Source organism: Sphingomonas sp. Ag1 (assembly GCF_000980895.1).
Classification (GTDB): Bacteria; Pseudomonadota; Alphaproteobacteria; order Sphingomonadales; family Sphingomonadaceae; genus Sphingomonas; species Sphingomonas panaciterrae.
In genome coordinates, this window is sequence record NZ_LAZX01000086.1 from 17,866 (window position 1) to 31,051 (window position 13,186).

Sequence of the window (13,186 nt, forward strand, 5' to 3'; positions counted from 1 at the left end):
GTGCCTCCAGGCGAAACGGGGATGCGAACGGTACCGTTCCTTGCCGCCCGGCAGGGTCTCACGCAACCGCTCTGTGCAGCCGGTCGATCAGCCGCTCGCGCGCCGCCAGCGTTTCCGCCTGCCGATCAAGCAGGATGCTGCGCGCCAGGAACCGCCCGGTGATCGCCAGCCCGGCAAAGATGTCGGGCCAATCCGCCGCGCCCCCTGCCGCCAGGAACGCGGGCAGCGGCAGCAACCGGTCCTCATATCCCGCCGCCGCCGCGCGGCTCACCGCGCCGCCAGACCGCGGGCTGACATAGCCGATATCCGCCTGCGCCCCCGTCGCCACGCAGCGCCCCAGATCAAGGCCAAAGCCAAGCTCCGACAGCAGCAGCAGCTCGTACCGCGCCAGCGGCGCCGCCCAGCCGCGTGCCGCCGGCGCCGCATCGATCGCGTCGAGCACCCCCGACAGCGCCTGATACAGCCAGGGATAGGGATGCGCCTCGGGCAGCGCGGCGGCGGTCAGCGCGGTCAGCCACTCCAGCGCGGCCGCCGGCAGCGGCTCGCCATGCAAGGGCGCCCGGCTGCGCACCAGTTCGGCGGTCAGCGCCGGGAGCTGGCTGTCGGTCCGCGCCCGCCATTCGCCGATGATGATGTTGGCCGGCTGCAATACGGGGCGCAGCGCGCGCGACCGGCCGCCGCGGACATAGCCGGCCTGCACGCCATCATCGCCGGTCAGCGCACGGACGACGGCGCCATGCTCGCCATGCGCCCGGCTCGACAGGATGATGGCGGTCGCGGTCAGGCGCATGGGGCGAGAGATAGGCGCTCGCCCATCATCGCGCCATGCTGGCCGCTATTCGCCGCGCCGCCTCCGTCGCGGCGCCCGGCCGTCACTTGTTCCAAGAAACCTTGTCGCCTTCCGCAATGCCCAGTTCGGCCGATCGGCCGCCGTTCAGTTCCAGCACCGCGCTCACCGGTTCCCCCGACGGCACCTGCGCCTCGGAGAAGGGCACGGTATTCTCCGCGATGCGGGCGATCGTCCCGTCCGGCCGGATGAAGATGATGTCGAGCGGCGATGGCGTGTTCTTCATCCAGAAGCTCGCCTCACGCGGGCCGCCGCCGTCCGGCGGATAGGGCGCGAACAGCATGCCGCCATCCTTGGGGATATCGGTACGGTACATCAGCCCACGCTGCTGCTTCTCGGGCGTGTCCGCCACTTCGACCCGGAACACGTGCCGCCCGTTCGCGCTCGCGATCGTCACCTCGGTCAGCGGCGCTTTCGCGCGCTCGTCGCTGGCCGTCGCGGCGGCGTCACGGCCGGTACACGCCGCAGCGCCCAGCAGGAACGCCAGCGAGGCCATCGCCAACAGCTTCATCGTCAATTCTCCCGTGTCACGCTCACGGCCATCGGCCCCTTGCGCCCGTCCACGATGCGGGCGCGCAGCCTCTGGTCGGGCAACACTTCACTGATGTCGCCGCGGCGCAATGTTTCCATATGGACGAAGATATCGCCCGGCACGTCGTCGCGCACCAGGAAACCATATCCCTTCAGCCGATTGAACCATTTCACCGCCACCGGCTCCCAGTCGCCCGCCTCGTCGACCAGGGTGGCGGGATCGATGCGGCTGGTCGGGCGCGGTGTGGGCTCGATCGCGGTGGTCGTGTCAATCGACAGGATCTCGCGCGCCTGAAACCCCCGCTCGCGCCGCACCACCATCGCGTCGATCCGCGTCCCTTCGGGCAGGCTGCGGCGGCCAAGTGGCTGCAAAACCGAAAAGTGGATCAGCACGTCGCCAAAGGACGCATCGTCCGGCACCAGAAAGCCAAAGCCGCGCGTCACGTCGAACCACTTCAACGCACCGGCCACACGTACGCCATCTTCCTCGCCAGCACTGGCGGCGTCGGGGCCTTGTCTGGCCTCGGACGGTTCGCTTTGCATTGTTCTTTCCCCTGGGCGGGACGCTAGCATGGTTGTGGCGGCGCACAATATCTTCCTGCGAAAACAAGGCGTGCGTCACGCTTCCGGTATGTCGCCCGGCGCGGCCGCGACGATCTGCCGCGCCAGGGCGAAGGAATGGCCCGCGCGCAGCATCGCCGCCATGTGCCGCTGACGGCCGCGCTCGTCCGCCGGCGCGCTCGCAAACGGCCCGATCCGCCGCCGCCGGGCAAAGGCCAGCGCGCTTTCCAGCGCCTGCTCGCCGCTCTGCTCCACCAGCTCGGCAATATCCTCGCCCGCGATTCGCGCCGCCTTCAGCGCCTGGCCCACGCGCCCAGCGCCATAGCCGCGCCGCGCGAGCGATCGCGCCCGCGCCTCGGCAAAGGCGCGGTCATCGATATAGCCGAGCTCGGCCATCCGGTCGGCGATCGCGGCCGGATCCGCCGCGGCGGGGCCGTCCCAGCCCCGCTCGCGCACCTTGCGGGCCAGATATTCGGCCAATTTGCCCCTGGTCGTCGCGAACCGCGCCACGTAACGCAGCGCCAGATCCTCCAGCGCACGGCGGTCGAGCGGGGGCGGCGTACGGCGGCTATTCGTCATGCGCCTTTATGTTGCCACACTGCCATCGGAATTTGAACGTGGCGAACCGTCAGTTGGCCGGCCTCCGGAAAAAGCCGGTGTGCAGGTCCGAAACAGGCACACTAACGAGATTTTGAGCAAACCGACCATGACGAGCGCGACCCTGATCCCCACCCCGAGCAGCGACGCACGACCGCGCCGCTTCGCCGATTTCGACACGCTCGGCGAAGCGCTGGATTATGCCGCTGAGGGCGATCGCGGGCTGAACTTCCACGATGCGCGCGGCACGCTGGTGCGCCCCTACCCCTTCCGCGAGCTGCGCGACGACGCGAAGCAGGCCGCCTATCGCCTGATCGCCGCGGGCATCACGCCGGGCGATCGCGTCGCGCTGGTTGCGGAAACCAGCGCCGAATTCGCCGCCTTGTTCTTCGGCACCGTCTATGCCGGCGCCTGGCCGGTGCCGCTGCCGCTGCCGACCTCGTTCGGCGGCAAGGATTCCTACATCGATCAGCTGCGCGTCCAGCTCACGAGCTGCGATCCCGTCATGCTGATCTATCCGCCCGAGCTGTCGGAAATGGCCGGCGCGGCGGCGGCAGCCGTCGGCACGCAGGGCCTCGACTGGGCCGATCTTCTCGCTCGCCCCGCCGATGCCGTCGATCTGCCGCAGGCGTCGGGCAGCGACATCGCCTATCTGCAATATTCCAGCGGCTCGACGCGCTTCCCCCACGGTGTCGCGATCACGCACCATGCGCTGCTCAACAATCTCGCCGCGCACGCGCACGGCATGCAGCTGATCGAAAGCGACCGCTGCATCTCCTGGCTCCCCTGGTACCATGACATGGGCCTCGTCGGCTGCTTCCTGTCGCCGATCGCCAACCAGGTGTCGGTCGATTACCTCAAGACCGAGGATTTCGCCCGCCGCCCGCTCGCCTGGCTCGATCTCATCACCCGCAACCCGGGCACCTCGATCAGCTATTCGCCGACCTTCGGCTACGACATCTGCGCGCGCCGCATGTCGAGCCAGACCAAGGCCGCCGACCGCTTCGATCTGTCGCGCTGGCGCCTCGCCGGCAATGGCGCGGACATGATCCGGCCCGACGTCATGCAGGGCTTCGTCGATGCCTTCGCCGATGCCGGCTTCCAGGCCAGCGCCTTCCTTCCCTCCTACGGCCTTGCCGAGGCGACGCTGGCGGTCTCCATCATGCCGCCGGGCGAGGGGATCCGCGTCGAGCTGGTGGAGGAAACGCAGCTCTCCGGCGTCCCCGCCGGCCAGGATCGCCCGCAACGCTATCGCGCGATCGTGAATTGCGGAAAGCCGGTGCGCGACATGCTGGTGGAGATCCGCGAGGAGGACGGCACCGTCCTTCCCGAGCGCGCGATCGGGAAGGTGTGGTGCAGCGGCCCGTCGCTGATGGTCGGCTATTTCCGCGATGATCCCGCGACCGCCGCCTGCATGGTCGACGGCTGGCTCGACACCGGCGACATGGGCTATATGTCGGATGGCTACATCTACATCGTCGGCCGCGCCAAGGACATGATCATCGTCAACGGCCGCAATCACTGGCCGCAGGACATCGAATGGGCGGTGGAGCAGCTCCCCGGCTTCAAGCAGGGCGACATCGCCGCCTTCGCGATCACCACGCCGGGCGGTGAGGAAACCCCCGCCGTCCTCGTCCAGTGCCGCACCTCCGACGTGGAGGAACGCAGCCGCCTGCGCGACGAGATCCGCGATCGCGTCCGCGCGGTGACGGGCATGAATTGCGTGATCGAACTCGTGCCGCCGCGCACCTTGCCGCGCACCAGCTCGGGCAAGCTCAGCCGCGCCAAGGCGCGCAACCTCTATCTGTCGGGTGAGATCAAGCCTTACGCGGTCGCCGCCTGAGGCATCGCGGCCCGGCGCCGGCGGCCCGGTCAGGGCGCCGGCACCGGGCACGCCGATGGATCAGGCGATATGCAGGTCCAGCTCGCGCCGGTGCGCGCGCGCCTTCGCGGTCAGCACGATATGCCCGCGCTTCTCCTGCACCCAGCCCTGCCGGGTCAGCGCGTTCAATGTCATCGGACAATCACCGCGCGAAATCATGAGATTCGGTCCCGCGGCTCGCGCGGAGCCCAGGATACGTTCGAGCAACTCAGCGGTCAGCCAAGCGCCATCATCTTGCTGTCCCAAAGCGACCCCCCAAGGGTTTACGGCAGCCCTCGTTATTGTGGCTGAAAGACAACGATCCCTTAACAAAATCAACCGATTCGCAGGTGCCGGACGCCCCGATTCGACGAATCATCGGTGAGTTGCACGACTGCTGCGACGGCGCGGGAATAGCTCCCCAATCACCGCCTGTTTGCCGCTCCGGGAGACCCGCCGGCCCGGCCGAAAAGCCGGCCCGGCGTCGCCATCATCGCTGCCGGTTCGCCACCAGGTCGTCGACCACTGCGGGGTCGGCCAGCGTCGACGTGTCGCCCAGGCTGTCGACCTCGCCCTCCGCGATCTTGCGCAGGATACGCCGCATGATCTTGCCGCTGCGCGTCTTGGGCAGGCCGGGGGCGAACTGGATCGCGTCGGGCGTCGCGATCGGCCCGATCTCCTTGCGCACCCATGCACGCAGCGTGGCGGTCAGATCCTCGGACGGCTCCTCGCCCGAATTCAGCGTGACATAGGCATAGATGCCCTGCCCCTTCACGTCGTGCGGCATCCCGACCACCGCCGCCTCGGCCACCTTGGGATGAAGCACCAGGGCGCTTTCCACCTCTGCCGTGCCCATGCGGTGGCCGGAGACGTTGAGCACGTCGTCGACCCGCCCGGTGATCCAATAATAGCCATGCTCGTCGCGGCGGCAGCCGTCGCCCGTGAAATACTTGCCGCGATAGGTCGTGAAATAGGTCTGGAAGAACCGCTCATGGTCACCCCAGACGGTGCGCATCTGCCCCGGCCAGCTCGCGGTGATGCACAGGTTGCCGCTCACCGCACCGTCCAGAACCTCGCCCGTCTCGTCCACCAGCTGCGGATGCACCCCCGGCAGCGGCTTGGTCGCCGATCCGGGCTTCAGGTCGGTCGCGCCCGGCAGCGGTGCGATCAGCGCGCCGCCCGTCTCGGTCTGCCACCAGGTATCGACGATCGGCGAGCGCCCCTCGCCCACCACCTGATGGTACCAGCGCCATGCCTCCGGATTGATCGGCTCGCCCACCGTGCCCAGCAGCCTCAGGCTCGCGCGGCTGGTCGCCTTCACCGGCGCGTCGCCCTCCTTCATCAGCGATCGCAGCGCGGTCGGCGCGGTGAACACCGTATGCACCTGGTGGCGGTCGACCACCTGCCAGATGCGGCTCGCATCGGGCCAGTTGGGCAGCCCCTCGTACATCAGCGTCGTCGCGCCGTTCGCCAGCGGGCCATAGACGACATAGGTATGCCCGGTGACCCAGCCGATATCGGCCGCGCACCAGAAGACGTTCTCGGGCCGATGGTCGAACACCAGGTCATGGGTGTAGCTCGCCCACAGCAGATAGCCGCCCGTGGTGTGCAGCACGCCCTTGGGCTTCCCCGTCGAACCGGAGGTATAGAGGATGAACAGCGGGTCCTCCGCGTTCATCGGCTCGGGCGCGCAGTCGCTCGACACCGCGGCCGCCGCCTCATGATACCAGACGTCGCGGTCGTGCATCGGCACGTCGTCGCCGGTCACCTTGATGACGATCACCCGCTCCAGGCTCGGCGCGCGCGGCGCCGCCGCGTCCACATTGGCCTTCAGCGCGATGCGCTTGCCGCCACGCCGCCCGGCATCGGCGGTGATGACCAGCTTTGAATCGCAATCCTGGATGCGCCCGGCGAGCGCGTCGGGGGAAAAGCCGCCGAACACCACCGAATGGATCGCCCCGATCCGCGCGCAGGCGAGCAAGGCGAAGGCCGCCTCCGGGATCATCGGCAGGTACACGGTCACCCGGTCGCCCTTGCGCACCCCTTGCGCCTTCAGGACATTGGCGAACCGTCCGACCTCCTCGTGCACCTGACGATAGGTGAAGCGGCGCGGCTCCTCCTCCGGCACGTCCGGCTCCCAGATGATCGCGACCTGCTCGGCGCGCTCGGGCAAATGCCGGTCGATGCAATTTGCGGAGACGTTGAGCACGCCGTCCTTGAACCACTCGATGTGGAAATCATCCTCGTCGAACGACCAGTCACCCGCCACCGTCGGCGCCTTGATCCAGTCCAGCCGCTTGGCCTGCTCCAGCCAGTAAGCGTCGGGATCGGCGGCCGCGGCGGCATACATCGCCTCATAGCCGTCGCGATCCACTTTCGCATTGGCCGCCCAGTGTTCCGGAACGGCGTACAGCTGCGGCTCGACCATGCATCATCTCCTTTTTTGAGCCTGATGGCCGCTGAAGGTGATGATTGGCAACCGTCTTGGTAAACCCCGCGGCGGCGCGATTGCCGGGCGCGCGGCGACCGGGGTGCCGGGTCAGCCCAGCTGCGCCTGCACCCCGTCGATCACGAACTGCACCGCCAGCGCGGCCAGCAGCACTCCCAGAAGGCGCGTGATAACCGCCTCCATCTTGTGCCCCATCAGCCGCATCAGCGGCCCGGCGGCGATCAGCGCGGCCAGCGTGATCAGCAGCACCGATCCGAGCGCCGCGAACACGACCAGCGACTGGTTCAGCCCGTTGCTGCCGCTCATCAGCAGCATGACGCTGGCGATCGATCCCGGCCCCGCGATCATCGGCATCGCCATGGGGAAGATCGACACATCCTCCACCTCTTCCAGCGCGACGGCGGCGGCACGATCCTCGCGGCGCTGGGTGCGCTTCTCGAACACCATTTCCAGCGCGATCAGGAACAGCATGATTCCGCCGGCGATCTGGAACGACGCCAGCTCGATCCCCAGGCCCTTCAGCAATTCCTCGCCGAACAGCGCAAAGACAAGCAGGATGGTCGTCGCCACGCCGACCGCGCGGATCGCCATCGACCGGCGCTGCGCCGACGAGGCGTCGCCGGTCAGCCCGGCATAGATCGGCGCGCACCCCGGCGGATCGATGATCACGAAAAACGTGATGAAGGAGGAGATGAACAGCTCAACCATGATGATGCCCCCCCAGGCAGATCGTCCAGGCGTTTAACAATGCGTGCGGCCGCGATGCCGCGGGCATCAGATCGCCGTTGCCAGCGTGATTCCTTCACGGCGTGCGGCAGACACCAGGGTGTTCCGCAGCAGCACCGCGATCGTCATCGGGCCGACGCCGCCCGGCACCGGCGTCATCGCGCCTGCCACTTCGGCGCAGGCCGGGTCGATATCGCCGACCAGCCCCTCGTCGGTGCGGTTGATGCCGACATCGATCAGCGTCGCGCCCGGCTTGATCCAGTCGGGCTTCACCATCTTGGCACGGCCGACCGCCGCGACGACGATGTCGGCGCGCTTCACCACCGCCGGCAGGTCGCGGGTGCGCGAATGGGCGACCGTCACGGTGCAGCTTTCGCCGATCAGCAATTGCGCCATCGGCTTGCCGACGATGTTGGACCGGCCGATCACCACCGCGTCCTTGCCGCTCAAATCCCCCAGCACATCGCGCAGCAGCAACAGGCAGCCATAAGGCGTGCAGGGCACGAATCCCGGCAGGCCGGTCGCCAGCCGCCCGGCGTTCACCGGGTGAAAACCGTCGACGTCCTTGTCGGGATCAATGCGCGTGATGATCGCGCTTTCATCGAGATGCCCCGGCAGCGGCAGCTGCACGAGGATGCCGTCCACCGCCGGATCGGCGTTCAGCTGGTCGACCAGCCGCTCCAGCATGTCCTGCGTCGTATCGGCCGGCAGGCGATGCTCGATGCTCTCCATCCCCGCCGCCACCGTGGCCTTGCCCTTGGACCGGACATAAACCGCCGACGCCGGATCCTCGCCGACCAGCACTACGGCCAGCCCCGGCTTGCGCCCGGCTTCGCGGGCGACCTGAGCCACGCCTTCTGCCACCTGCGCGCGCACATCCGCCGCGAAGGCCTTTCCGTCGATGATCCGTGCCGTCATGGTTGAGCGCCATAGAGGCTCGCCGCGCGCCGCGCCAGCATGTCGCTGTCGCCGCTGAGCAAAAGCCGCTTGATCCGCGCGGTCTCGCCAGCGACCAGCCGAACGGCGCTGCGCGGCACCCCGAATGTCTTGGCGACCAGCGCGATCACCGCTTCATTGGCCGCACCGTCGACCGGCGGCGCGCAGACCCGCGCCGCCAGATGTTCATCGGTTCCCGCTGCCAGCACCTCCTTCGAGGCGCGCGGCGTTACCCTGACCGCGATCGCCAGCCCTTCGGGAACCGGGCGCCAGGCGCTCAGACGCCGCCCATCACCACGCTGGCGGCGACGTTGTTCAGGATGATCGTCAGGATGGCGATCCCGATCAGCACCACGGCCGGCGCGAAATCAATCCCGCCGGTCTGCGGCAGGATGCGGCGAATTGGGCGGTACATCGGCTCGGTCAGCTTATCGAGGCCCATGTAGAGCGAACGGACGAAGTTCGACTGCATGTTGACGACGTTGAACGTCACCAGCAGCGACAGGACGAACTGGATGATGATGACCCACCACACCACGTTCAGCAGCACCTGCAGGATCTGGACGAGGGTTAGCATCAGCAAGGGCGGTCTCCGTTCGGGTGTGTCATTACGATAGCACAGTTGGGCATCGCGCCAGTCGCGATCAAGCCCGGCGGATCAATGTACCCGCACCGCGCCGCGTGAAGATTTCCAGCAGCATACCGTGCGGCACCCGCCCGTCCAGAACGACTGCCGCGTCGACGCCGGACTGGACCGCCGCCACGCACGTCTCCAGCTTGGGGATCATGCCGCCCGAGATCGTGCCGTCGGCGCGCAGTCCGGCGACGTCGTCGGGCGTCAGGTCGGTGACCAGCTGCCCCTGCTTGTCGAGCACCCCGGCGACGTCGGTCAACAGGAAGAACCTCTTGGCCCCCAGCGCCGACGCAATCGCACCCGCCATCGTGTCGGCGTTGATGTTGTACGTGTGGCCGTCGGCACCGATGCCGATCGGCGCGATGACGGGGATGATCCCGTCACGGCTCAGCGTGTCGATGATTCGCCGGTCGACCGCCACCGGCTCCCCAACGAAGCCAAGGTCGACCTTGCGCTCGATCCCCTGCAACTGGTCGGGCTCGCTGCGGCCGACCTTCTCGGCCTGCACCAGCCCCGCGTCCTTGCCGGAAATGCCCACCGCACGCCCGCCGGCCGCCGCGATCCAGGACACGATCTGCTTGTTGATCGATCCCGCCAGCACCATTTCGGCGATCTGCGCGGTTTCCTCGTCGGTGACGCGCAGCCCGTCGACGAAGCGCGACTCGACGCCCAGCCGCTTCAGCATCGACCCGATCTGCGGCCCGCCGCCGTGCACCACCACCGGGTTGATCCCGACGGCCTTCATCAGCACCACGTCCTCGGCGAAATCGCGCTGCGCCTCGGGGTCGCCCATGGCGTGCCCGCCATATTTCACCACGAAAGTCGCGCCGGCATAACGCTGCAGATAGGGGAGCGCCTCGACGAGCGTTTCGGCTTTCGCGAGCAGTTCGGGCGCGGGCGTATGATCGTTCATGGCGGTGCCCTTAATCATATCGCCCCGCGCGCGAAAGTCGGCACTGTCCCCGGCCGTGCGGCCAGCGGCAGTCGCCTTCAGGCCTGCCGGTCGAGCCGCCGGCCCAGCGCGACGAAGGCGTAGATCAGCGGCGGCACCAGCACGATCGACAGCACCACCTTGGCAATGATCTGCCCCATCATCAGCTCGCCGATCGGGAACACGCCGTAAAAGGCGATGGTGACGAACAACAGGCTGTCCAGCACCTGCGACAGGACGCTCGCGATCGCCGCGCGCAGCCACAGGAACCGCCCGCCCTCACGCCCCTTCAGCGCGGCAAAGATGGTGACGTTCAGCGTCTGCGACGTGCCATAGGCGACGATCCCGCCCAGCCAGATGCGCGGCGTGCCGGTCATCATCAGCTCGAACGCGCTCAGTCGCTCCGGCTCCATCGCCGGCGACGCGGGCACCGCCAGCACGACCAGCGTCAGGAACAGCGACACGATCAGCGGGATGAAGCCCAGCTGCACGAGCCGGTTCGCGATCTGCCGCCCATATAGCTCCGCGATCGCGCTCGACGTCACTACCAGCAGCAGGAAGGCGAAGATCCCCGCCTCCACCGCCAGCGGCCCGAGCGCGACCTGCTTGTTGCCCAGCACCCCGGCAATGCAGACCATGCCGCCATAGAAGATGGAGAAGGCGAAGAGCGAGCGCGCGATCGGCGCGGGAGCGCGGGATTCCATCGGCCGCCGGTACATCGTGCAGCGCGCCGGTAAAAGGGCGTTGTTGCAGGAATCCTGTCCTTCCGCGCGGTTGACTGCTTGTCGAACCGCCTGCCTTTTCCCTATGATAGCGCGCGAAAAGTGATCAGGCGGCAAGCTCCGCCCGTAGCGGGGATGAGTTGCAGTTGAGCCGTTTTCTGATCGGTATCGCCGGTATTCTGGTGATCCTTGCGCTGGCCGTGGCCTTGTCGACCGACCGGCGCGCCATCCGTCCCCGCGTCGTGCTCAGCGCCTTTGCGCTTCAGGTCGGCATCGCAGTGATGGTGCTCTACGTCGACTGGGGCAAGCGCGTGCTCGCCACCATGTCGGCGGGCGTCTCGAACCTGCTGGGCTATGCCAAGGCGGGCGTCGACTTCCTGTTCGGCCCGCTCGCCTCGCCTGAGATCGGCGGCAACAGCTTCGCGATCGCCGCGCTGCCGGTGATCATCTTCTTCGCCAGCCTCGTTTCGATCCTTTATTATCTCGGCATCATGCAGTTCGTCGTCCGCTGGCTGGGCGGCGCGCTGGAAAAGGTGATCGGCGTCTCCAAGGTGGAAAGCCTGTGCGCGGCGGCCAACGTCTTCGTCGGCCAGTCCGAATCGCCGCTCGTCATCCGCCCCTACCTCGCCGGCCTCACCCCGCCGCAGCTGTTCACCGTGATGACCAGCGGCATGGCCGGCGTCGCGGGCACGATCCTCGCCGCCTATGCCTCGATGGGCATCCGCATCGACTATCTCCTCGCCGCCAGCTTCATGGCCGCGCCGGCCGGCATCCTGATGGCCAAGATCATCATGCCGGACCGCACCGTGCCGCCGGAGGGCGAGCTGCCGCTCGGCGACCTGCCCGACGCTGACCGCGAGATCCAGGTCTCCGAGGCACGGCTCGCCGGCGCCAACATCGCCGCGCTCCCGAACGAGCTCGCGCCCGGCGAACCCATGCCGCAGGCGACGCATGACGAGGAGGCACCCGCCAACATCATCATGGCCGCCGCGCAGGGCGCACAGACCGGCGTGCGCCTTGCCGTCGCGGTCGGCGCGATGGTGCTGGCGTTCGTCGCGCTGGTTGCGCTCGCCAACGGCATCCTCGGCGGCATCGGCGGCCTGTTCGGCTATCCCGATCTCAGCTTTCAGCAGATCCTGGGCTATGCCTTTGCGCCGGTGATGTTCCTCATCAACGTGCCCTGGGACGAGGCGCTGCGCGCCGGCGGCATGTTCGGCCAGAAGATCGTGCTGAACGAGTTCGTTGCGTACATCGACCTCGGCCGCCAGGCCGGTGAGCTGTCCGAACGCACCGTCGCGATCGTCACTTTCGCGCTGTGCGGCTTCGCCAATTTCTCCTCGATCGCGATCCAGATGGCGGTGACCGGCAACCTCGCGCCCAACCAGCGGCCGATGATCGCCAAGCTCGGCATCCGCGCGCTCCTCGCCGGCAGCCTCGCCAACCTCCTCTCCGCCGCCCTCGCCGGCCTGCTGATCGGCTGATCATCGGCCGGGGCCGGTCGCCCTGCCCCCAAGCCCCCGCTCAGCCGTGCGCCTGGCGCCACAGCCAGTCGCGCAAGAGGCACCCCGCGCGGGTCGAGGGCGTGGGCGGCTCCAGCAGGAAGAAACTGCGCCCCGATCGCAGCCGGTGCGTGGCCAATCCCGTCAGCCGGCCATCGTTCAGCAGACCCGATACCAACGGCTCGATGCCGATCGCGACGCCGGCCCCGCTGACGGCATGCTCGTACAGCAGCAGCGGATCGATCCCTCGGATGCGCGCCGCCGAACTGTCCAAGCCAGCGCCGCCGAGCCACTCCTGCCAGAATTCGGGCCGGTGATCCGGTCCCAGCAGCACATGGCGCAGAATATCCGCGGGACGATCGATCGCGAACGAATGACCCGCGCTCCACACCGGCAAGAGATGGATCGGCAGCAACGGCGCGATCGCCATTTCGGCGTCGGGCGCGAGGCGGATCGCCAGGTCGTACTCACCCCCGTCGAGCCGCTCGAATGTAATCGAGGTGCGAACATCGACATGGATGTCGGGATTGCGCGCGGTGAAATCGGGCAGGCGCGGCAACAGCCATCGTGTGGCCAGCGACGGGATCGTCGTGACCCGCACGATCGCCGAATCCTGCCGCACCTCGGCGGCGGCGACCTCAAGCCGCTCGAGGATGGCGACCGCATGCACCAGGTAGCGTTCGCCAGCATCCGTCAGCACGACACCGCGGGGAAGACGCTCGAACAGGCGGACGCCCAACGCCTTCTCCAGCGCAGCGAGGCGCCGCGACAGCGCCGGCACCGACATCGCCACCCGGGTACTCGCCGCGGCAAGGCCTCCCAGACGCGCAGCGGCGACGAACGCCTGGAGAGTGCGGGGCGCAGGCAGGTGCATCGCCGACCAAGGTAGCAG

General features: G+C 68.0%; 14 protein-coding genes. 2 read left to right on the forward strand and 12 right to left on the reverse strand.

Going from position 1 to position 13,186, the window contains the following annotated elements; all coding sequences use genetic code 11:
• Positions 1-58 precede the first annotated feature (58 nt).
• From recO to XM50_RS06335, 4 genes are all read right to left on the reverse strand, one after another.
• Positions 59-790: a DNA repair protein RecO gene (gene recO, locus XM50_RS06320; RefSeq protein ID WP_046408334.1), complete on the reverse strand. Its 732-nt coding sequence runs from the start codon at positions 788-790 to the stop codon at positions 59-61.
• Between the two features lie 82 nt (positions 791-872).
• Positions 873-1,358 (reverse strand): DUF192 domain-containing protein, encoded by a 486-nt coding sequence (locus XM50_RS06325; RefSeq protein WP_052742474.1) that lies wholly within the window; start codon positions 1,356-1,358, stop codon positions 873-875.
• Positions 1,359-1,360: 2 nt separating this feature from the next.
• Positions 1,361-1,921 carry a cold-shock protein gene (locus XM50_RS06330; protein WP_046408335.1) on the reverse strand — a complete coding sequence of 187 codons (561 nt, stop codon included), beginning with the start codon at positions 1,919-1,921 and terminating at the stop codon, positions 1,361-1,363.
• A 75-nt stretch (positions 1,922-1,996) separates the two neighbouring features.
• Positions 1,997-2,518, reverse strand: a complete 522-nt coding sequence (locus XM50_RS06335) for a regulatory protein RecX (RefSeq protein WP_046408337.1) — start codon at positions 2,516-2,518, stop codon at positions 1,997-1,999.
• Between the two features lie 127 nt (positions 2,519-2,645).
• On the opposite strand from XM50_RS06335, the gene XM50_RS06340 reads away from it, so the two are divergent.
• Positions 2,646-4,379, forward strand: a complete 1,734-nt coding sequence (locus XM50_RS06340; protein ID WP_046408338.1) for a fatty acyl-AMP ligase — start codon at positions 2,646-2,648, stop codon at positions 4,377-4,379.
• A gap of 508 nt (positions 4,380-4,887) precedes the next feature.
• Here XM50_RS06340 and acs read toward each other — a convergent pair.
• The 7 genes from acs to XM50_RS06375 form a co-directional block, all read right to left on the reverse strand.
• On the reverse strand, positions 4,888-6,825 hold the full coding sequence (gene acs / locus XM50_RS06345) for an acetate--CoA ligase (RefSeq protein ID WP_046408340.1): 1,938 nt from the start codon (positions 6,823-6,825) through the stop codon (positions 4,888-4,890).
• Between the two features lie 111 nt (positions 6,826-6,936).
• Entirely contained in the window at positions 6,937-7,554 is a 618-nt protein-coding gene (locus XM50_RS06350; protein ID WP_046408342.1) for a MarC family protein, read from the reverse strand.
• Positions 7,555-7,620: 66 nt separating this feature from the next.
• Positions 7,621-8,490, reverse strand: a complete 870-nt coding sequence (folD, locus tag XM50_RS06355; protein ID WP_046408343.1) for a bifunctional methylenetetrahydrofolate dehydrogenase/methenyltetrahydrofolate cyclohydrolase FolD — start codon at positions 8,488-8,490, stop codon at positions 7,621-7,623.
• Entirely contained in the window at positions 8,487-8,717 is a 231-nt protein-coding gene (locus XM50_RS06360; protein ID WP_231621879.1) for a DUF167 domain-containing protein, read from the reverse strand. Before XM50_RS06360 ends, folD begins: the two co-directional genes overlap by 4 nt.
• A gap of 68 nt (positions 8,718-8,785) precedes the next feature.
• Complete coding sequence (locus XM50_RS06365) at positions 8,786-9,085, reverse strand: YggT family protein (protein WP_314472320.1); 300 nt, start codon at positions 9,083-9,085, stop codon at positions 8,786-8,788.
• A gap of 67 nt (positions 9,086-9,152) precedes the next feature.
• Positions 9,153-10,055 carry an acetylglutamate kinase gene (argB, locus tag XM50_RS06370; protein ID WP_046408451.1) on the reverse strand — a complete coding sequence of 301 codons (903 nt, stop codon included), beginning with the start codon at positions 10,053-10,055 and terminating at the stop codon, positions 9,153-9,155.
• Between the two features lie 77 nt (positions 10,056-10,132).
• Positions 10,133-10,777 (reverse strand): queuosine precursor transporter, encoded by a 645-nt coding sequence (locus XM50_RS06375; RefSeq protein ID WP_046408348.1) that lies wholly within the window; start codon positions 10,775-10,777, stop codon positions 10,133-10,135.
• Between the two features lie 164 nt (positions 10,778-10,941).
• Between XM50_RS06375 and XM50_RS06380 the strand changes: the two genes are divergently transcribed.
• Positions 10,942-12,276, forward strand: a complete 1,335-nt coding sequence (locus XM50_RS06380) for a NupC/NupG family nucleoside CNT transporter (RefSeq protein ID WP_046408452.1) — start codon at positions 10,942-10,944, stop codon at positions 12,274-12,276.
• Between the two features lie 40 nt (positions 12,277-12,316).
• Here the strand turns inward: XM50_RS06380 and XM50_RS06385 are convergent, their stop codons facing one another.
• Positions 12,317-13,168: a LysR substrate-binding domain-containing protein gene (locus tag XM50_RS06385; protein WP_046408350.1), complete on the reverse strand. Its 852-nt coding sequence runs from the start codon at positions 13,166-13,168 to the stop codon at positions 12,317-12,319.
• Positions 13,169-13,186: the final 18 nt, after the last annotated feature.